16 protein-coding genes and 1 riboswitch are annotated in these 19228 nt (G+C 64.3%); of the genes, 4 read left to right on the top strand and 12 right to left on the bottom strand.

The window, feature by feature from the left end; all coding sequences use genetic code 11:
- Positions 1–18: 18 nt before the first annotated feature.
- Entirely contained in the window at positions 19–1254 is a 1236-nt protein-coding gene (locus CWI66_RS09680; RefSeq protein WP_016914168.1) for a bifunctional cobalt-precorrin-7 (C(5))-methyltransferase/cobalt-precorrin-6B (C(15))-methyltransferase, read from the bottom strand.
- Here CWI66_RS09680 and CWI66_RS09675 point away from each other — a divergent pair.
- On the top strand, positions 1253–1990 hold the full coding sequence (locus CWI66_RS09675; RefSeq protein ID WP_016914169.1) for a cobalt-precorrin-6A reductase: 738 nt from the start codon (positions 1253–1255) through the stop codon (positions 1988–1990). The two genes, CWI66_RS09680 and CWI66_RS09675, sit on opposite strands and share 2 nt — an antisense overlap.
- A 10-nt stretch (positions 1991–2000) precedes the next feature.
- On the opposite strand, the gene cobJ is transcribed toward CWI66_RS09675, so the two are convergent.
- From cobJ to CWI66_RS09635, 8 genes are read right to left on the bottom strand one after another with little or no spacing between them, the layout of a single operon-like run.
- Positions 2001–2750 (bottom strand): precorrin-3B C(17)-methyltransferase, encoded by a 750-nt coding sequence (gene cobJ / locus CWI66_RS09670; protein WP_016914170.1) that lies wholly within the window; start codon positions 2748–2750, stop codon positions 2001–2003.
- The gene (locus tag CWI66_RS09665) at positions 2747–3472 is read right to left on the bottom strand and encodes a precorrin-2 C(20)-methyltransferase (protein ID WP_016914171.1); all 726 of its coding nucleotides are present in this window, start codon (positions 3470–3472) and stop codon (positions 2747–2749) included. The genes cobJ and CWI66_RS09665 overlap by 4 nt, the downstream gene beginning before the upstream one ends.
- Positions 3469–4098 carry a precorrin-8X methylmutase gene (locus CWI66_RS09660; RefSeq protein ID WP_016914172.1) on the bottom strand — a complete coding sequence of 210 codons (630 nt, stop codon included), beginning with the start codon at positions 4096–4098 and terminating at the stop codon, positions 3469–3471. Before CWI66_RS09660 ends, CWI66_RS09665 begins: the two co-directional genes overlap by 4 nt.
- A complete protein-coding gene (locus tag CWI66_RS09655) occupies positions 4082–5233 on the bottom strand; it encodes a cobalamin biosynthesis protein CobG (protein WP_040460823.1) in 1152 nt (383 codons plus the stop codon). Before CWI66_RS09655 ends, CWI66_RS09660 begins: the two co-directional genes overlap by 17 nt.
- Positions 5223–9050 carry a cobaltochelatase subunit CobN gene (gene cobN / locus CWI66_RS09650; RefSeq protein ID WP_100731552.1) on the bottom strand — a complete coding sequence of 1276 codons (3828 nt, stop codon included), beginning with the start codon at positions 9048–9050 and terminating at the stop codon, positions 5223–5225. Before cobN ends, CWI66_RS09655 begins: the two co-directional genes overlap by 11 nt.
- On the bottom strand, positions 9050–10156 hold the full coding sequence (gene cobW, locus CWI66_RS09645; protein ID WP_016914175.1) for a cobalamin biosynthesis protein CobW: 1107 nt from the start codon (positions 10154–10156) through the stop codon (positions 9050–9052). Before cobW ends, cobN begins: the two co-directional genes overlap by 1 nt.
- On the bottom strand, positions 10143–11513 hold the full coding sequence (locus CWI66_RS09640) for a cobyrinate a,c-diamide synthase (RefSeq protein ID WP_016914176.1): 1371 nt from the start codon (positions 11511–11513) through the stop codon (positions 10143–10145). Before CWI66_RS09640 ends, cobW begins: the two co-directional genes overlap by 14 nt.
- Positions 11513–13210, bottom strand: a complete 1698-nt coding sequence (locus tag CWI66_RS09635; RefSeq protein WP_016914177.1) for an ATP-binding protein — start codon at positions 13208–13210, stop codon at positions 11513–11515. The genes CWI66_RS09640 and CWI66_RS09635 overlap by 1 nt, the downstream gene beginning before the upstream one ends.
- A 296-nt stretch (positions 13211–13506) precedes the next feature.
- Positions 13507–13698: riboswitch (cobalamin riboswitch) on the top strand.
- Between the two features lie 63 nt (positions 13699–13761).
- On the opposite strand from CWI66_RS09635, the gene CWI66_RS09630 reads away from it, so the two are divergent.
- From CWI66_RS09630 to CWI66_RS09620, 3 genes are read left to right on the top strand one after another with little or no spacing between them, the layout of a single operon-like run.
- Complete coding sequence (locus CWI66_RS09630; RefSeq protein ID WP_016914178.1) at positions 13762–14778, top strand: ABC transporter substrate-binding protein; 1017 nt, start codon at positions 13762–13764, stop codon at positions 14776–14778.
- Positions 14775–15839, top strand: a complete 1065-nt coding sequence (locus CWI66_RS09625; protein WP_016914179.1) for a FecCD family ABC transporter permease — start codon at positions 14775–14777, stop codon at positions 15837–15839. The genes CWI66_RS09630 and CWI66_RS09625 overlap by 4 nt, the downstream gene beginning before the upstream one ends.
- Positions 15839–16606: an ABC transporter ATP-binding protein gene (locus tag CWI66_RS09620; RefSeq protein ID WP_016914180.1), complete on the top strand. Its 768-nt coding sequence runs from the start codon at positions 15839–15841 to the stop codon at positions 16604–16606. The genes CWI66_RS09625 and CWI66_RS09620 overlap by 1 nt, the downstream gene beginning before the upstream one ends.
- On the opposite strand, the gene CWI66_RS09615 is transcribed toward CWI66_RS09620, so the two are convergent.
- From CWI66_RS09615 to CWI66_RS09605, 3 genes are read right to left on the bottom strand one after another with little or no spacing between them, the layout of a single operon-like run.
- Positions 16603–17373 (bottom strand): ABC transporter ATP-binding protein, encoded by a 771-nt coding sequence (locus tag CWI66_RS09615; RefSeq protein WP_100731551.1) that lies wholly within the window; start codon positions 17371–17373, stop codon positions 16603–16605. The two genes, CWI66_RS09620 and CWI66_RS09615, sit on opposite strands and share 4 nt — an antisense overlap.
- Positions 17373–18344, bottom strand: coding sequence for a FecCD family ABC transporter permease (locus CWI66_RS09610; RefSeq protein WP_100731550.1), 972 nt, complete (start codon positions 18342–18344; stop codon positions 17373–17375). The genes CWI66_RS09615 and CWI66_RS09610 overlap by 1 nt, the downstream gene beginning before the upstream one ends.
- Complete coding sequence (locus CWI66_RS09605) at positions 18344–19201, bottom strand: cobalamin-binding protein (protein ID WP_100731556.1); 858 nt, start codon at positions 19199–19201, stop codon at positions 18344–18346. Before CWI66_RS09605 ends, CWI66_RS09610 begins: the two co-directional genes overlap by 1 nt.
- Positions 19202–19228 lie beyond the last annotated feature (27 nt).

The raw sequence follows: 19228 nt of genomic DNA, 5'->3' as shown, positions 1-19228 counted from the left end.
GTGTATCGTCAACATCGTTCATCGAACGCCCCGCCACTGCACAATCGGGTAGTTGGCCTTCCAGCCCCGGCGGGTGCCGATGGGGGCCGCGCTGGCCAGCTCCAGGCGCAGCAGCTCACCGCCTGCCTGCTGGTGCCAATGGGCCAGCAATGCTTCCGACTCCAGGGTGACCGCATTGGCGACGATGCGCACGCCTTGGGGTAGGCATTGCCATAAGGCCTCTAACAGCGTTTGGGATAACCCGCCGCCGATAAACACCGCATTCGGTAGCGGTGTCTCGTTGAGCCTGTCAACCGCACTGCCCTCTTTGACCGCTAGCCAGTCAACGCCCAGGCTGGCTGCGTTGGCGCGTGCCCTAGCAGCCCGTTCAGGGTGGCGCTCAAAGCCGATGGCCTGATTATCCGGGTGAGCGAGCAGCCACTCAATGGCGATGGAGCCCGACCCGGTGCCGATATCCCATAGCCGCTCACCGGGCATGGGGGCCAAGGCGGATAGAGTGATTGCGCGAACGGCCTGCTTGGTGATCTGGCCGTCATGCTCAAAGAGGCTATCTGGCAGGCCGGGGGTAAGCGGCAAGGCGGGGCCAGCCCCGGCAATGTTGAGCCCTACCGCGACGGGGTGGGCGATATCCTCGGGTAACTCGGCCCCAATACGACAATGGCGAATGCGCTCTTCGGCACCGCCCAGGGATTCCAGCAGCGTTAGCTGGGAATCACCAAAGCCGAAGCGGTTCACCAGTGCCGCTAACTCGGCCACCGCCTCGCCGTCTCTTACCAGCACTAATAAACGCCTGCCCGCATGCAGATAGGGGCGAATGCGCGTTAGCGGTTTGGCATGCAGGCCCAGGCAAGTGCAGCGCTCCAGCGGCCAGCCTAAACGGGAAGCCGCCAGGCTAAAGGTGGAGGGCGATGGCAGCGCCTGCCACTCCTCTGCCGCCAGGTGACGTGATATGGAAGTGCCTGCCCCAAACCAGAAGGGGTCGCCGGAGACCAGCATAACGACCCGACGGCCGCGCTGCGCTAACAGCATGGGAATGCCATCGGCAAAGGGCACCGGCCATTCATGCATCTCCATGTTCAGGTCAGCATTCAGGGGTGGCAGCAGGCGTAAGTGGCGGCGCGCACCGAAGACTACCTGGGCATTCTCCAGCGCTTCACGGCTTGTCGGGGTTAGCCCCGCTATGCCACTCTCCCCCCATCCTAATAGCGTCAGCCAGGGAGCCTGACCCACTGGAGCGTGAGAAATTTCAGCCATGATCAACATCCTAATTCTTGGGGGAACCTCTGAAGCCAGCGCCCTGGCCAGCGCCGTCGCCAAGCGCGGCCTTCCTGCTGTGTTCAGCTATGCTGGGCGGGTGAACGCGCCCAAACCCCAGCCGCTACCTACCCGCATTGGCGGTTTTGGCGGCGTCAGTGGGCTAGTCGCTTTTTTAGCCCAGCAGCGCATTACCCATGTTGTTGATGCCACCCACCCTTTTGCTACCCAGATGAGCACTCATGTTGTCGCCGCTGCGGCTCAGTGTGGGGTTAAGGCCACTGCCCTTACCCGGCCTGCCTGGCGACCCATTGATGGCGACCAGTGGCAGAGCGTGGCAACGGTCGATGAGGCGGTTAGCGCGCTGGCTGGCCCACCCCAGCGTGTACTACTGGCCATTGGCCGCATGCACCTGGCTGCCTTTGCCCCCCAGCCCCAGCACCATTACGTTCTGCGTCTGGTCGATCAGCCTAACAGCCCGCCGCCGCTCGTGGATTATAGCACCGTGATCGATAGAGGCCCGTTTACCCTGGAAGGCGACTTGGCTCTGCTGGAGACCCTGCGTATCGAGCGCATCGTATGTAAAAACTCCGGCGGCGAAGGCGCGGCGGCCAAACTCACCGCTGCCCGTAGGCTCGGCCTGCCGGTGGTAATGATCGAGCGGCCGGAGCTGCCTTCCCGCCATGAGTTGCATAGTATCGATGACGTGATGAGCTGGCTTGATGACCACTGTTAAGATACCACTGTTAATCGGCAGAACGTGGCGTATACACCAGCGGCACGCCCTCCCGCTCGATCAGCCGCGTCTGCTGGGAACCGACGATCACCAGCGTGCGCATATCGGCCATTTCAGGTTCAGCCCCGCCTAGCGTCGTGACACGAACCGATTCCTCGGGGGTAGAAACCGCGCGGGCGAAGATGATCAATCGGTCCGGGCCGCAGGCTTCCCTCAGTACCTGCAGGGTGCGCGCAAAACCCTCGGGCCGCGCTTTGGAGCGAGGGTTGTAGAACGCCATGGCAAAATCGGCCTCGGCGGCCAAACGCAGGCGTTTTTCGATGAGCGCCCAGGGCTTGAGGTTGTCAGAAAGATTAATGCAGCAGAAGTCGTGACCCAGCGGCGCGCCGACACTGGCGCTGGCGGCCAGCATGGCGGAAATGCCCGGCAGCACCTGGATATCCAGGGTACGCCACTGGACGTTCCCGGCTTCCAGCGCCTCGAACACCGCCGCCGCCATGGCAAACACGCCGGGGTCACCAGAAGACACCACCACTACCCGGTGCCCCTCAAGCGCCAGCTGCAGCGCATGCTCTGCCCGGCGAATCTCTTGGCGATTATCCGAGCCATGGCGAATCAACCCGGCTCTAGGCGCGACCCGGTTGACGTAGGGTACGTAGCCCACCACATCGGTGGCCTGCTGCAGCGCAGCCGTCACTTCCGGGGTGATCATCGTTTCGGCCCCAGGCCCCAGGCCGACGATTTTCAGCCAGCCGCTCATGGGCGCCGCCCGTTGCCGTGAATCAGCACGATCGAGAAGTACGGTACGCTCTCGCCAACGTCGGCCAGCGGCAATACCCGTTGCTGAGGCATGGCGGCGTACTCGATCAGCCAGGCATCCTCTTCTCGGCCAGCGTGCACCAGCGCCCGGCGCAATTTGGCCAGGTTGCGGCCAATCTTCATCACCACCAGCGCGTCGGTCTGGGCGATACGTTCGGCCAGCGCCGCTTCGGGTAGCGTGGCCATCAGTACGGTCATGATGTCATCGCCCCAGGTGATCGGCTGGCCGGTGGCTGTCCATGCCGCCGACATGCCGGTAATGCCCGGCACCACCGAGACCGGCACCCGGTTCAACAACCGCGTGTAGAGGTGCATGAAGGAGCCGTAGAAGAACGGGTCGCCTTCGCACAGCACCACCACATCGCAGCCTGCCTCGGCCATCTCAGTTAGCTGGGCCACGCTGCGTTCATAGAAGGCTGACAACAGCTCGTTGTAGCGGGGGTCATCAAAGGGAATCTCCGTGGTCACCGGATACTCCATGGGCAGCTCGATTGCCCCAGGGCTTATCAGTCCTTCCACAATGGTGCGAGCATGGCCGCAGCGGCCCTTCTTGCGAAAATAGGCCACGTGGGTCGCCCCGCGTATCAGGCGGTCGGCGCGCACGCTCATCAAGTCCTGGCTGCCGGGCCCCAGGCCCACTCCGACGATGGCTCCCTGGGTCATTCGATGCGATCCGCCATGGCGTTGATGGCAGCCACCGTCACGGCGCTGCCGCCCAGCCGACCACGAACGACACAGCTGGGCAGTGCCGAATGGGCCAGCAGCGCTTCCTTGGATTCCGCCGCTCCCACGAAGCCCACCGGGCAGCCGATGATCGCCGCCGGGCGTGGGCAGGCCGGGTCTTCGAGCATGTTGAGCAGATGAAACAGCGCGGTGGGCGCGTTGCCAATGGCGACCACGGCGCCTGCCAGACGCGGGCGCCACAGCTCCAGCGCCGCCGCCGAGCGGGTATTGGCCATTTCCCGGGCGAGCGTGGGCGTGCGCTCATCGTTAAGGGTGCAGATGACCTGATTGTCGGCTGGCAGACGCTTGCGAGTGATGCCTTCCGAAACCATCCGGGCATCACACAGAATCGGCGCGCCCTGCTCCAGGGCGGTGCGGGCCTTGTGCACCACATCGTTTCGAAAGTGAATATGCCCGGCCAATTCCACCAGGCCAGCGGCGTGAATCATGCGTACTGCAACCGTCTCTTCTTCCGCTGAAAAGCGGCCAAGTTCCGCCTCGCGGCGAATGATGGCGAAGGATTCCCGGTATATCGCCGGGCCACTGGTTTCATACTGATAAGGCACCCAAACTCTCCAAGTAGGCGATCACCTCACTCTCCGTGAGATCTGACTTCACCGGCGTGCTGTCGGCACTGCCATTGACGATAAGATGGAACCGGCCCGACTGCCCCACCAGACACAGATCGGCCGCAGCGCGTCGGGCGCACCCTTTCGCACAGCCGGAAATATGTACACTGCTGCTGTTCACGCCGCTCAGCCGCTCGGCAAGGCGCTGGGTCTCGACACTGGCCTGCTCGCAGTAGGGCGCGCCAGGGCAAGCATCCAGGGACAACCGCGGGTCGGCGTCATCCAGGATCAAGCCGTCGTTGGCGGCCTCGAATGCCCCTTTCAGCAGCAACCGCCGCCAGGGGGTCACCCGGCCTGCCGTCACCGTGGCGGGCGCTATCCACTCCCGCAGCGTGGCCGCAGTGGTACGCCCCAGGGGTAGCCCCACCACCCATCCAGCCGGATGGCGACCCAGCGCCAGCCGGGGGCCCGCAGGCGCGGGCAGCGTGTCCTCGGGTGCCCAGGCAGGCAGCGGCGCCATATGGCGCCGCATGCGGCCAGACTGCCCGCCACCGCTCTCCATGAACCAGTGGGTCAGGCGGATGAGCAGTGCCACAGCGGTGTCCACATCTTCCACGGCGGTACCTGCCGGATGGCCATCGGCCCGTACCAGCAGACCGCCACACTCGGAGCGCTCGATGCGAAAATCGGCGGCCTCCTCACCCAGCACCGGGGCGTCGCCCGCATCGATGGCGATGCCCACCTTGCCGGGCAAGGCGGCCACTTCAGCGCCCCTGGCCTGCAGCAGGCGAGCCATGGTAGGCGAGTCTTCCCCCGCTTGCCAGTCGGGCGCCAGCATCAGTGGCGGCTGGCGCTCCGTTTCGGGGTCGGCGCTCACCAGCTGGTGCCGAAGCAAAAAGTCCATCAGCGGCGGCCAGCTAGCATGGCTCACCCCGCGTAGCTGGATATTGGCGCGCCGGGTCAGCTCGATCAAACCACTGCCGAAGGTTTCGGCGGCATCGCAGAGCGCCAGCAGCTGCGCTCGCGAAAGCTCTCCCATGGGCGGGCGCACCCTGACCAACAGGCCGTCTCCGGTGGCCATGGGGCGCCAGGCACCAGGGCACCAACCCTTGATACGCGGGCTAGACAACATGGCCATTGGCCTCCCTGGCTTCGTCCAGTGCCAGCAGTAGCTCCTGCAGCGCTTCGCCATGCTCGCCAGGGGAATGCCACATGCCTCGCTGGGCGGCTTCCAGCAGCCGCTCGGCCATCTCTTCCAGGGCTGCCGGATTGTGCTGACGCAGAAACTGCTGATTGGCAGCATCGAGCACCAGGGCATCGCTGACCTGAGCATACTGGTAGTCGGCGACCAGGTCGGTGGTGGCGTCGTAGGCAAACAGATAGTCCACCGTGGCGGCCATTTCGAAAGCACCCTTGTAACCGTGCTCGCGCATGGCGTCGATCCATTTGGGGTTCAATACCCGAGCGCGCAGCACCCGATTCAACTCTTCCTTCAAGGTGCGGATTCTGGGCGCCGCCGGGTTGGCGTGATCGGCGTGGTAAATCTCCGGAGCGATGCCGCTCAGCGCTCGGCTGGCGTTGGCCATCCCCCCCTGGAAGGCGTAATAGCTGTTGGAGTCGAGAATATCGTGCTCGCGGTTGTCCTGATTCTGCATGACGGCATCGAGCCCCTGGAGCTGCTGCTCGAACGCTGCCCGTGCGGGAGCCCCCGAGCCCTTGAACTGGCCATAGGCGTAAGCCCCTGCGTCCAGATACGCCTCGGCCAGATCATCGGCGCTCTCCCAGGCGCGGTTGTCGATCAGCCGATTGAGGCCCGTGCCATACTCGCCAGGCTTGCTGCCGAAGATACGGTAGCTTGCCTGCTGGGCCGCCATGTCCGAGGGCATGCCCTGTGCCTCCAGGGCTTGCTGGCGAGCCAGCACCGCCTGCCGAATTGTGTTGCTGTTACCGGGCTCCTCGTAGCTTGCCACGGCCTGCACGGCGGCATCGAACAGACGAATCACGTTGGGAAACGCATCGCGGAAAAACCCGGAGACGCGCAGGGTCACATCTACCCGAGGGCGATTGAGCAGCATGGCAGGGATGACATCGAAATCGGTGACCCGCTGCGCCCCCAGCGACCACCTGGGCCGCACGCCCATGAGCGCCAGGGCCTGGGCAATGTCGTCGCCACCGGTGCGCATGGTGGCGGTGCCCCAGATCGACAACCCCAGCCGCCTTGGGTAGTCGCCATGATCCTGCAGGTAGCGCTCGACGAACGCCTGGGCGGACTTTTCACCCAGCGCCCAGGCGGCTGGCGATGGAATCGAGCGGTTATCCACGCTGAAAAAGTTGCGCCCGGTGGGCAGCGTGTCCAGGCGGCCTCGGCTGGGAGCCCCACTGGGCCCGGCAGGCACGAAGCGGCCCGCCAGGCCATCCAACAGTGATTGAATTTCCATGCGGGCACCCCGCTGCATGGCCACCCACAGGTGTTCCCGGGCGTAGTGCAACTGTTCCGCCGTGGCGGGGTAGCACTGGGCCAGGGTCTCCAGGCAGCCCGGCGCGAGCACGTAGTCACTCACCCAGCGTTCGGCAAGCAGCTCCAGACGCTCCCGGGTGTCGGCAGCGGTACGCCAGGGGGCATCGAGCTGTGCGAGCAGGATGCCAGGCGTGGGCCCTTGCCAGGGCTCGCTGCCCGCGGCCAGGGGGTCGAAAGCCGCGCCCTCATCGGGGGCGCTCAATCCGAGGTCCTGGGCCAGGTTATGCAGCAGGCCGCGTTGGGCTACGGCCTCCCCTCTGGGCAGCCGCAACAGCGCCACCAGAGTGCCCGCCCGCTTGTCTGCTGGCGGCAGGTCGCCAAGCACATGGAGGCCGTGGCGAATCTGGGCCTCCTTGATATCGCACAGAAAGGTATCCAGCTCGTTGAGCAGTTCGGTGTCGTCGCTGCTGTGGGCCAACTCCTGGTCGATGCCGGTATCCCGCAGGTGGGCCAGTATCTGGCCGCGGATCAGCGCCTCCCGGCGCGGGTCCATGTCCAGCGCCTGATAATACTCGTCGGTGAGCGCTTCGAGTTCGGCCATGGCGCCGTACAGTTCGGCCCGGGAAAGGGGTGGCATCAGATGGTCTATGATCACCGCATGGCTGCGCCGCTTGGCCTGGGCGCCTTCACCGGGGTCGTTGACGATGAAGGGGTAAAAGTGCGGCAGCGGCCCCAGGGCAATATCCGGCCAGCAGTCGGCGCTCAGGGCAGTACTTTTCCCCGGCAGCCACTCCAGATTGCCGTGCTTGCCTACGTGGATAACCGCATCGACTTGATACTGTTCGCGCAGCCAGACATAGAAGGCCAGGTAGCTATGCGGCGGCGCCAGCTGCATATCGTGGTAGGACTGGGTGAGGTCATCGATGAAGTCCCGCTCGGGCTGGATCCCCACGAAGGTATCGCCTAGCCGGATACCGGCAATCATCAGCCGCCCCTGACGACACTTGGGGTCATCCTGGGGGGCTCCCCAGCGGGCCCAGACGACTTCCTGCAGTTCGGCAGGCAAGGTGTGGAACCAGGCCAGGTAATCCTCCACGCTGATGCTCTGCCAGCAGGCGCGCTGGTCGAGGCTGGCGTGGTCGTTGGTCACCGCGCCCTGGAGCTGGCGAATCAAGGTGTCGCCGCTGTCAGGTAGCTCGCTGAGCGGATAGCCCGCCTCGGCCAGCGCCTGCAGAATCTTCAGCGTCGACGCCGGGGTGTCCAACCCTACCCCGTTGCCGATACGCCCATCACGGTTGGGATAGTTGGCCATCACCAGCGCCACCCGCTTTTGCGCATTGGGGGTCAATCGCAGGGCAGACATGCGCCGCGCCAGCTCGGCCACGAAAACGGCGCGCTCCGGTTGGATGACATGGTGGGTCACCGCCAGCTGGCAACGCGGGTCATAGTGGGCTTCGGCCTTGAAGCCCACCGGCCGGGTAATGATGCGGCCATCCATTTCCGGCAGCACCACCTGCATGGCTACATCGCGGCTATGCAGCCCGGCCGCCATGGCTTGCCAATCTTCCAGAGTGCTGCTGGCGAGAATCGCCTGGAGCACGACCGGACGGCCCACGAACAGCTCGTCAGGTAGCGCATCCCCCAGGGCATCCAGGCCGTCGGCGCTGCGATTCACCGCGAAGCTGGTGGTGTTGATCACCAGCAGGGCACCGGTCTGCTCGATCAGATGGTTGATGAAATCGATGCATGGCCCTGCTTTCAACGACGCCACGGCAACCGCCAGCGGCGCCAGCCCCTGCTCCTCAAGCGCCGCGATCATGCCATCGGGCACTGCGGTATTGGCCCCTTGCAGGTGGCTGCGATAAAACAGCAGCAGGCAGACGGGCCGCCCCGGCGCCTGGCGTGCCCGCCATTCGCTCAGGCTGGAGACCTGCTGCGCTGCCGGCGCATATATCACCGCAGACGGGATGACCTTGGGCTCCTGCCACGCGCCCAGGTGGGTCTGCCGATACTCGCTGGCAACAAAGCGCAGCAGCTGCTCGGCGTTATCCACCCCCCCCTCGCGCAGGTAGCGCCACACCCGGTAAGCGTCATCGAACGCCACGCTGGAGTCTTCCAGCAGCGCATCGTCCGGGGCATCGCAACCGGGCACCATGATCAACTGGCGGCCGGGCTTCTGGGCCCAGGCCAGCAGACGTTCGTGCCCATAAGGCCAGTAGGTCTTGCCCCCCAGTAGCGACACGATCACCAGTTGAGCGTGCTCCAGCACCCTGTCTTCGTACAGGTCGTAGGCAGCGGGCTTGACCAGGTTCATCCAGTTGGCCAGCCGCACCGAGGGGCAAGGCTCCCCCAGTCGCTCCACCGCCTGGGCCAGCGCCGACAGGTTGCTGTCGGCGGCGGACAGGATCACGATCTCGGCGGGGCTCTGTTGCAGGTCGATGATGCCCTCATCATCGACGAAGCCTCCTGGCTTGGCGGCAAATAAGTGCATCAGTTGGCCGTCTGGACCTCTGCCGTTGCCAACGCTTCGCGGAGCGCGGCGCTATCCAGGTGCTTGCCAATGATCACCAATTGGGTTTGGCGGGCTTCCCCAGGGGCCCAGAGCCGGTCGAAATAGCCTTCCAGGCGCTCGCCCACCGCTTGAATGACCCGCCGCATGGGCTTGCCGGGAATTGCCGCAAAGCCTTTGGCGCGATAGATCTCATGGTCTTTCAGCAACTGCTGCAACTGGCTGGCCAGGGCATCGCCATCCACGTCGCCCAGGGTGATCACACAAGAGTCGAAATGATCGTGAGCGTGGTCGTGGTGAACACCTTCGGCGTGATGCTTGTCGTGGTGGTTGGTGATGCTATCGATGTGTGCTTCGCTGGCGGCGCCAATCCCCATGAGTGCTTCCAACCGAGCGGTATCGGTCACTTGGGTCTGATCGATGAACAGCGTTTTCACCGAGTCGTTGACCCGCGCCTGGATGACCGTTTCCACTCGCGAACGCGCTTCCGGGCTGAGTAAATCCGCCTTGCTGACCAGCACCAGATCCGCCGCGCTGAGCTGGTCGTCGAGCAACTCGCGCAGGCTGGGATCGTGGTCGAGGCTGTCGTCGGCACGGCGCTGGGCCTCTACTTTATCGACATCGCTGGCATAGCGCCCAGCGGCCACGGCAGGCCCATCGATCACGGTGATGATGGCATCCACGGTGCAGTGCTGACGTACCTCGGGCCAGTTGAACGCCTGCACCAGCGGCTTGGGCAGCGCCAGGCCGCTGGTTTCGATGAGAATGTGGTCGATATCATTGCGGCGGGCGACCAGCTTATTCATCACCGGCAGAAACTCCTCTTCCACCGTGCAGCAGATACAGCCGTTGGCCAGCTCATAGATGCTGCCGTCTTCGCCGTCTAGCTGCCCGCCTTCGCTACCCTCTTCACACCCCAGCGCGCAGCTGCGCAGCAGGCTGGAGTCGATATCCTGTTCGCCGAACTCATTGACGATCACGGCGATCCGCTTGCCGGTCACCTGACGCAGAATATTGGCCAGCAACGTGGTTTTGCCGCTACCCAGAAAACCGGTCACGACGGTGGCAGGAATCTTATTCAATTGCATGGGTAAATGCCTCGCGGTGGGACGGTTCGCCCTGTGCCGGGTTTGCCGCAAACAAGCGGCCCACGGCCTCAGGGTTGTTGGGAAAAAACAGATGTAGATAGGTCGCCGTCAGGCGCTTCTGCCGATAAATCGCCTCACCCGGCGCCGGGTGGCGCTGACGGCGGCCGTGGGCAATCGGCTCCGGCGTGCCCTCCGCCATGGAGCGGTGGTGGGCATGGCCGCGCACTGGCCCTTCCGGCAGTTCAGCGGTCTGCATGCCCTGGCAGCCCCGGCGACCGCGCATGGCGCCTTGCCCAGGCAACAGGCCCAACATGGTGTGGGTAGCATCGGCGTAGTCGGTCAGGGTTTCCAGGCAGTACAGCAGGCCACCGCACTCGGCCAGGATAGGTTTTTCGGCATTAAAAAACGCCTGAATGGCCCCGCGCATGGCGCTGTTATCGGCAAGGGTTTCGGCGTGCAGCTCCGGATACCCCCCCGGCAGCCACAGGGCATCGCACTCGGGCAGGTGGCTATCCGTTAGCGGCGAGAAAAAGCGCAGTGTGGCACCCATCTGCTCCAACACATCCACATTGGCCTGGTAGATGAAACTGAAGGCAGCGTCTCGGGCCACGCCAATGGTGTGGCCTTCGAGCAGCGGCGCGGTGGACGTTCGACTTTTCTGAGGAGCGGCAAACGTCACCGGAGCCAGCGTCGAGAGCGCCTCCAGCAAGCCCGCCGCCTCCAGCGCCTGGGCAGCTGCCTCGAAGCGGATTTCCAGATCTTCGCGAATTTCCGCCGCCTGGACCAACCCTAGGTGACGCTCGGGAAGCGACAGGCCGGGGTCACGTGGCACGGCCGCCAGCAACGGGATCGAAGGTGGCAGCGCCTCTTCGATCAGCTCGCGATGGCGCGCCGAGCCACAGGCATTGGCCACTAGCCCGGCAATATGGATATCGTCACGAAAACTGGCCAACCCCGATACCAGCGCGGCGGCGGTTTGGGCCATGCCTTTGACATCCATGACGATGGCTAGGGGAATGCCGAACAGTGCTGCCAGATCCGCGCTGGAGGGTTCGCCGTCAAACAGCCCCATGGCACCTTCCACCAGGATTAAGTCAGCCTCAAAAGCGGCGTCATGAAAACGCTGGCGGCAGTAGGCTTCGCCTGCCATCCATAGATCCAGCTGATCCACTGGCTGGCCAGAGGCCTGGGCAAGTATCTGCGGATCCAAGTAGTCCGGGCCGGTCTTGAACACCCGCACCACCTTGCCCTGGTTGCGTAGCAGACGTGCCAAGCCCGCCGTGACGGTGGTTTTGCCCTGGCCTGAGGCCGGGGCAGCGATAAACAGCGCGGGACAGTGGGCGGTTGGCATGGTCATCAGGTGGGGCTCCCTGGCAGTAGTGGGCTAAACGGAGCGGGCCAGTAACGCGCGCCCAGCTGCAAGGCAATCCGCTTGCCCTGCCCGCGTTTGACACGGGACTGTTCGGTGTCGATCAGCAGGCACTCTTCCAGGGGGGCAAGGTCGTCCACGTGTTCCCGGGTACGGCCGTCGGTAATCAGGTAAGTGCGCACCCGCAGCCCGGGTTCGCGTCGCTGCCACTGACGAATCAGCCGCTTGGCTTCAATGATCGCTTCCCGCAGGGGGGTTCCCCCACCGCCTTTGGCGTTATCGAGCGTGCCTCGGACGTTTTTGGGTGCACGGCGGCGGGACAGGATCGGCATCACCCCGCCATTACCAAATCCCAGTACCGCTACCTGCTCCCGCGTGGCGTAGGCTTGGGTCACCAGCGCTTCCACCAGCCCTTTCGCCTGCCCCAACAGGCGCTGGCCCAGGGTCGAGCCGGAGGTGTCCAGCAGCACCAGGTGCGCCGTCGCCTGCCCCGCTCGGGCCTTGCGCATCGTCAACTGCCGCCAGGGCCACTGGCCGCGATTGGCAACAATGGTCGCAAAGCCGTCCAGCCGTGAAGTCGCCACTCGGGATCGCCCCTGGTCCAATGCAGCGCCGAGACCCGCGCTAGCGCCGGTGTCGGTGCGTTTAGCCCGCTGAAACAGCGCCTCGCTATCGGGCAGGCTCACCGCAGGCTGGCGAATCGATGCCTGGGCCACGGGAGGCATAGCTCCCCACTGGCCCTGTTTACTGTGGGGATGGGATGAACCGCCCTCGCCCTTTGAGGGCATCTGCTCAGGCGGGGGAGACGGCGGGCTCTGCTCAGGCGATTGGGTACGCCGATGTGCCAACACCCAGGGCTCCACGGTGTCGATATCCTGCTGCTCCACGCTAGCCACACCCCGCCAAGCCGCGTGGGCCTGGGCGGCGCGATGCCAGGTGACATCGGCGCGCAGGCCTTCGACCCCGGCGGCTTCGCAACGGGTGGCAATGATGCGGTAACCCCAAGGCTCGGTGGTGATCTCATCGAGCAAGCGCTGCGCTTGGGCAATCCGCTCGGACAGGGCGGCCTGGGCATCCTCTACCCGTGCGAGAGTGCCAATGGGGTCGCGGTCAAAGGCTTCCCGCTGTTGCACGATGGCGATCCGCTCGTCGATACTCATGGCGCCCGCCTGCTCAAGACAGAGGCCAAAGCGATCCAGCAGTTGAGGGCGCAGCTCACCCTCGTCCGGGTTCATGGTGCCAATCAGGCTGAAACGCGCTGGATGCGTGTGGCTGATCCCGTCACGCTCGACGATATTGGTACCACTGGCCGCCACGTCCAGCAGCAGGTCCACCAGGGTATCCGGCAGCAGATTGACTTCATCCACATAAAGAACACCGCCGTGGGCGTTGGCGAGCAGCCCAGGGTGAAAAGTGGCTTCCCCCGCCGACAGTACCTTTTGCAGGTCCAGGCTGCCGACCAGCCTATCTTCGCTGGCGCCCAACGGCAGCGTAACGAAAGGCGCCTGCGGACGCTGGCCATCGCCGGGCAAGAGGGCGGCCAGGGCCCGCGCCAAGGTCGATTTCGCACTGCCGCGTGGCCCGCTGATCAGCACCCCGCCAATGCGCGGGTTGATGGCATTGAGCAACAGCGCGGTTTTCAGCGATTCCTGGCCGATCACCGACACAAAGGGAAACTCATCCACTGGCACCTCCTGTGCTGGCCATGCCCGTTGGGGGTCATCATCTCGCCACCGAGACAGAGAGCGTCACCCATGAATGACATTCATGAAAAAGTGGCTATACAAAAGTCGCTTAGTATAGAGGAAACCTTGGCCGTGAGGCCAACCCGGACGGCCCATGGAGCGGGAAGAACCGCATGACCATCAGCGCAGATGATCAACTGCCGATGACACGCTCAAAAACATTATGATATAACATATCAATCCAGCACAGGCAGCACAGGCTTCTGGCCTTTCAGTTGTTCGCCACCTACCCGCCCCCTAGAATGGCCAGCGTCGGTGTTCCCAACGGAACTTAATAGAGAATCCGCCGTGGCGTGCCACGAAACGGAACTGCCCCCGCAACTGTAGGCGGCGAGCGACGCTCATCGATGCCACTGGACATCACGTCTGGGAAGGCGAGCTAGCCATGACCCGTCAGTCAGGAGAACTGCCGATCCACTACTTACCTCGAGCAAAGCAGTCTGGCCAGCAGGTCACGGCCAGGGCTGAGCTCATCATGCACGGAAGGGTACATGATGTTGAGATTGACCATGGCCATGGCCGCAGGCGCCATCGGCCTCGTTCAGGTGGCACACGCCGCCACCGACTATCCGCTGACGCTGACCAACTGCGGCGTAGAGATCAGTGTAGCGTCGGCCCCGGAGCAAACGGTGACCGTGGGCCAATCAGCCACGGAGATCCTCTATTCGCTGGGGCTCGCTGACCGAGTGAATGGCACGTCGGTTTGGTTTAATCCGGTGTTGCCACAGTTTTCTGAGGTCAATGAAGGGATCGAGCGGATCGCCAACGACGACCCGAGCTTTGAGGCCGTGGTCAATAAACGGCCTGAGCTGGTGGTAGCGCAGTATGAGTGGCACGTAGGCCCCACCGGCAGTGTCGCTACCCGTGAGCAGTTTCATGAGCTGGGTATTGACACCTATGTCATGCCCGCCGATTGCGACACCAAGGATAACTCCACCGGCGGTGATGGTACCCGCACCGCCGCCTTCTCGACGGATTCAATCTATAAAGGCATTACCGAGCTAGCCCAAATTTATGATGTGCAAGACGCTGGAGAAACCTTGGTAGCCGATCTTATTGACCGCGAAGCGCGTGCAATTGAGCTGGCGAGCAGCCTTGACCTACCGGAAGACCTGTCGGCGGCATTCTGGTTTTCATCGACAGACCTGGGGGTTAGCCCCTTCGTGGCGGGCCAGCTCGGCGCACCGGGCTATATGATGGACAAGCTTGGTATTCACAATGTGATCGAGTCCGATGAGGAGTGGCCCACTGTCGGTTGGGAGAGTATCGCCAGAGCGGATCCCGATGTGCTCGTGATCGCTCGAATGGATCGCCGTCGCTTTCCTGCCGACGATATTGAAGCCAAGCGTGAGTTTCTGCGTCGTGACCCGGTCACCCGTGAGATGAACGCGGTCCAGAATAATCGCATCGTAGAGATGGATGCCCATGCCATGAGCGCCACGATGCGCACTATTTACGGCCTTGAAACTCTGGCCGAGGCGCTGGCGACGATGGCATTTGACGAATGAGCATCGCGTTAACGCGGCTATCGACGGCGGGTTTCGAGGTGCGCTGGCTATGGATAACCCCGCTCGTGCTTGTGACGGCTCTGATCGCGGGCACAGCCATCGGCGAAACCGCCATTCCAGTGGATACCATCCTGAAAGTACTCGCCAACCAGCTGTTGGGGGCTGATTACGCAGTCGACCGGATCGATGAGGGCATTATCTGGAATTATCGTCTTAGCCGCGCCGTCGTGGCCGCCTGCTGTGGCACCAGCCTGGCCTTGGCGGGGGTGGTATTGCAGGCCTTGCTGCGCAACCCCCTGGCCGACCCTTACCTGATGGGTATTTCCGCTGGCGCCTCTACCGGCGCGGTTGCCGTGGCAGTGGCTGGATTGGGCGCCGGGGTGCTTTCGCTCTCTCTGGGGGCCTTTACCGGCGCCCTGCTCGCCTTTGGCATCGTGGTCCTGCTTGCCCACGCAGCCAACAGCGGCGTGGGTGGCGGACGTGGCGTCCAGGCAGCGGGTGCCATCATTCTGGCGGGCATCGCCGGTTCGCAACTCTTCAATGCATTGACGGCCTTCATCATCACCAAATCGGCAAGTGCCGAGCAGGCAAGGGGCATCATGTTCTGGCTAATGGGCAATCTCTCTGGAGTTCGCTGGGCCGATGCGACACTGGCTGTGCCAGCCGCCCTTTTTGGGCTGCTGGTTTGCCTGTGGCACCGCCGCTCATTGGATGCGTTTACCTTTGGTGCCGACAGCGCCGCCTCCATGGGCATCGCGGTGCGCCCGGTGCGCGGGATGCTGATCATTGCCATGGCGCTGGTGACGGCGGTGATGGTATCTATTGTGGGGGCGATTGGCTTTGTCGGCTTGGTGATTCCCCATGCCATGCGCTTTATTGTGGGTAGCCAACACACCCGCTTGGTACCCGCCACGGCGCTTGCGGGCGCAGTATTTTTGATTGGCTCGGATATTCTATCGCGCATTCTGATACCCGGCCAAGTGCTACCTATAGGCGTGATTACCTCGCTGGTGGGCGCCCCGGCATTTGCACTTATCCTCATTCGCGGCAGGAGGTACTGATGCGCTTGATGGCCGAACGGCTAGATTGGGCGGTGCATGGTACACCGCTGCTGAGGGACATCAACCTCACCGTGGAACCAAGCCAAACCTTTGGCCTGGTGGGCCCGAACGGCTCGGGAAAAACCTCCCTGCTGCGTCTGCTAGCGGGCCTGAATAAACCCAGGTCCGGGAGGGTATTGCTCGACAGCCAGCCCATGCACTCCCTCAGGCAGCGTGCCATTGCCCAGTCCATTGCGCTGGTAGAACAGCAGGCGGAAACCACTGACCGGATCACCGCACGCCAGGTGGTTTCACTGGGACGCACGCCGTTTCTCTCGGCGCTGCGTCCATGGTCCATGGAAGACGATCACATCGTGGCTAAAGCGTTGTTCGATGTGGACATGGCCCATATGGGCGATCGGCTTTGGCATACCCTCTCGGGTGGCGAGCGACAGCGCATCCATATTGCAAGAGCGCTGGCTCAACAGCCCAGAATACTGCTACTGGATGAGCCCACTAATCATCTCGATATTCGTCACCAGCTATCGATACTGCAACTGGTTCGAGGGCTACCGATCACGGTCATCATCTCACTACACGACCTCAACCAAGCCATGGAGTGTGATCGCATCGGCGTCATGGAGGGTGGCCGCCTGATCGATAGCGGCGCTCCTCATGAGGTGCTGACCCCGAGCAGGCTGCACCACACCTTTGGCGTACACGCGCATCTCATCGAAGACCCCTCGGATGGCCGACAGATCATGCGATTCAGGAGCACGACTGCCTAGCCACTGATAGGCACGAACACCGGCGCGCCGTCCACCACTACCGTGGCCAGCCGCTGGCGGTAGAGCCGCTCCAGGGCGCTGGGCACCAGCATGGTGTCCCGGGGGCCCCAGCAGGCTTCGCCGCTGGGGTAAAGCAGCAGAATGTGGTCGCACCAGCGGGCGGCCAGGTTGAGGTCGTGCAGGCACATCATCACCGCGCTGCCCTGGGCGGCCTGTTCGGCCATCAGCGCCATCACCGCACTTTGATGGTGTAAATCCAGATGATTGGTGGGTTCATCGGCCAGCCAGAGGCTGGGGGCCTGGGTCAGTACCGTGGCCACGGCCACCCGCTGGCGTTCGCCGCCGGAAAGCGTATTCACCAGGCGGTCGCGCAGATGGGCAACGTCCAGCGCAGCCAGCGCGGCTTCGGCGCGGGCGTAGTCGTCGGCACCTTCCCGCTGCCACAATGAAAGGTAGGGGTGGCGGCCTATCAGCGCGGTCTCCAGTACCGTGGCGGGAAAGCCGTCCAGCCGCTCCTGAAACACCAGCCCCAGCCGCTGGGCCACTTGCCTCCTGCGTAGCTGGCCAAGTGGCGTGTCGTCCAGCAGCACCTGCCCCGAGCGGGGAGCGTGAAGCCCGGCCAAAGTGTGCAGCAGCGTGGTCTTGCCCGCGCCGTTGGGGCCCAGCACGCCCCATACCTGCCCCGGCTCGATGGTGAGGTTCAGCGCGGTGCCTGAACGGCGCCCCGGCACGTCGATGATCAACTCCTGGGTGGCCAAGCGGGTCATCAGCGGCTCCGGTAGAGCAGAAAGAGGAACGTGGGCACGCCCAGCAGCGCGGTGATCACCCCCACGGGCAGCTGTTCCGGGGCAATCAGGGTGCGGGCCAGGGTGTCGGCCAGCACCAGCAGCGTGCCCCCGGCCAGGGCGCAGGCGGGCAGAATCAGCCGCTGGTCGTTGCCCAGCACCAGGCGCAGCATGTGCGGCACGATCAGCCCCACGAAGCCGATGCTGCCCGCGCTGGTCACGGCGGCGGCCGTGAGCAGGCTGGCGGCGATGTAGATGCTCCACTCCAGCGGGCGCACATCGACCCCCAGTGCGGCCGCCTGCTGGGGGCCTCGGGCCAGTACGTTCAGGCTGCGCCCCAGCGGCACCAGCACCAGGCAGGTCAGAAGCAGCAGGAGCAGCGGCGGCCAGGGGGTGCGGGAGTAGGAAAGGTCGCCCATCAGCCAGTAGAGCATGCCGGGCAGCCGCTCGGCGGGGCTCAGCGCCAGCATCAGGGTAATCACCGCGCCCCAACCGGCGGCCACCACCACGCCGGTCAGCAGCAGCCGAGAAGGAGTCCAGCCGCCCCGGCCATGGGCCAGGCCAAACACCAGCAGCGTCGATACCAGCGCCCCCACGAATGCAGAACCGGAGACCAACAGGCCGCCCAGGCCCGCCAACATGGCCGCCAAGGCACCAATCGAGGCGCCGCCGGAAAGCCCAAGCACGTAGGGGTCGGCCAGCGGGTTACGCAGCAGCACCTGCATCAGCGCCCCGGCCACGGCCAGCAGCCCGCCCACCGCAAAGGCCGAGAGCGCCCTTGGCAGGCGCAGTTCCACCACCAGGGTGCGCGCCAGCGTATCGCCCTGCCCCTGAACCACGCCCCAGAGCTGAGCCATGGAAAGCGAGGCGCTGCCCACCGTCAGCGAAAACAGCAGCGCCGCCACGGCCATCAGGGCCAGCAGGCCAAGGGGTGTCCAGCGGCGCAGCGGCATCAGGCGTCCTCGCGCTTCTGGCGCGCCTGGTCGAGTTTGTCGCACAGCAGCTGTGCGCCTTCCAGCAACCGCGGGGTGGGCCGCTGGATCAGTGAAGGCGGTACGAAGTAGAGGTTCTCCTTGGCCACCGCATCGAGGTGGGGGTACTGCTCCCAGTGGGTCAGCCAGTGGCGGTTCTCTTCGCCCATGCCGCCCGCGATGATGGCTTCCGGGTTGGCGGCCAGCACGGCTTCGTCATCCAGTCTTGGCACCAGCCGTTCCAGCTCGCCAAACACGTTCTCGCCGCCGCACAGGGTCACCACCTGGCCAATCAGGTGTTCGTCACTGACGCCCATCAGCGGTTCGTCCCACACCTGGTAGAAGGTGGGGACCGGGTCGCGTTCGCTATAGCGCGCGGTGAGCGCGGCCATGCCGTCTCGGAACTCGCTGGCCGCCTGCCGCCCTATTGGCTCGGTTCCCGCCAGCCGGGCGAGTCGTTCGATGGTATGGGCGACGGCTTCCACGCTACGCGGCTCGATGTAGAACACCGGCATGCCCAGCGCTTCCAGGGTCTCCATCTGCTCGGCGGGGTTGCCGGTCACCCAGCCGATGACCAGATCCGGCTCCAGCCCCACCAGCGCTTCCAGGTCGATGCGCGTGTGGCTGCCTACCGAGGCCACCTGCTTGGCTTCCGGGGGGTAGTCGCTGTAGCTGACCACCGCCACCACCTGATCCCCCGCCCCGGCGGCCCAGGTCAGCTCGGTGGCCCCCGGCGAGAGCGTGGCGATACGGTTGGCAGAGGCGTGCAGGCACACCTCTCGGTCGCGATCATCCACCGCGCAGCGTGAATGGTCATGCCCCTGGGCGGCGGCCGCCATGAACGAAAACGCGAGGCCCAGGGCCCC

Source organism: Halomonas sp. 141 (assembly GCF_002810305.1).
Taxonomy (GTDB): Bacteria; Pseudomonadota; Gammaproteobacteria; order Pseudomonadales; family Halomonadaceae; genus Vreelandella; species Vreelandella stevensii.
This window is presented reverse-complemented; position numbering and strand designations above follow the sequence as displayed.

Bases quoted from the DNA above. Each gene is read 5' to 3' on its own strand.
- CWI66_RS09675 (WP_016914169.1), top strand. From the start codon at position 1,253: ATGATCAACATCCTAATTCTTGGGGGAACCTCTGAAGCCAGCGCCCTG.
- CWI66_RS09680 (WP_016914168.1), bottom strand. From the start codon at position 1,254: ATGGCTGAAATTTCTCACGCTCCAGTGGGTCAGGCTCCCTGGCTGACG.
- cobJ (WP_016914170.1), bottom strand. From the start codon at position 2,750: ATGAGCGGCTGGCTGAAAATCGTCGGCCTGGGGCCTGGGGCCGAAACG.
- CWI66_RS09665 (WP_016914171.1), bottom strand. From the start codon at position 3,472: ATGACCCAGGGAGCCATCGTCGGAGTGGGCCTGGGGCCCGGCAGCCAG.
- CWI66_RS09655 (WP_040460823.1), bottom strand. From the start codon at position 5,233: ATGTTGTCTAGCCCGCGTATCAAGGGTTGGTGCCCTGGTGCCTGGCGC.
- cobN (WP_100731552.1), bottom strand. From the start codon at position 9,050: ATGCACTTATTTGCCGCCAAGCCAGGAGGCTTCGTCGATGATGAGGGC.
- cobW (WP_016914175.1), bottom strand. From the start codon at position 10,156: ATGCAATTGAATAAGATTCCTGCCACCGTCGTGACCGGTTTTCTGGGT.
- CWI66_RS09640 (WP_016914176.1), bottom strand. From the start codon at position 11,513: ATGACCATGCCAACCGCCCACTGTCCCGCGCTGTTTATCGCTGCCCCG.
- CWI66_RS09630 (WP_016914178.1), top strand. From the start codon at position 13,762: ATGATGTTGAGATTGACCATGGCCATGGCCGCAGGCGCCATCGGCCTC.
- CWI66_RS09625 (WP_016914179.1), top strand. From the start codon at position 14,775: ATGAGCATCGCGTTAACGCGGCTATCGACGGCGGGTTTCGAGGTGCGC.
- CWI66_RS09620 (WP_016914180.1), top strand. From the start codon at position 15,839: ATGCGCTTGATGGCCGAACGGCTAGATTGGGCGGTGCATGGTACACCG.
- CWI66_RS09615 (WP_100731551.1), bottom strand. From the start codon at position 17,373: ATGACCCGCTTGGCCACCCAGGAGTTGATCATCGACGTGCCGGGGCGC.
- CWI66_RS09610 (WP_100731550.1), bottom strand. From the start codon at position 18,344: ATGCCGCTGCGCCGCTGGACACCCCTTGGCCTGCTGGCCCTGATGGCC.
- CWI66_RS09605 (WP_100731556.1), bottom strand. From the start codon at position 19,201: ATGGCGGCCGCCGCCCAGGGGCATGACCATTCACGCTGCGCGGTGGAT.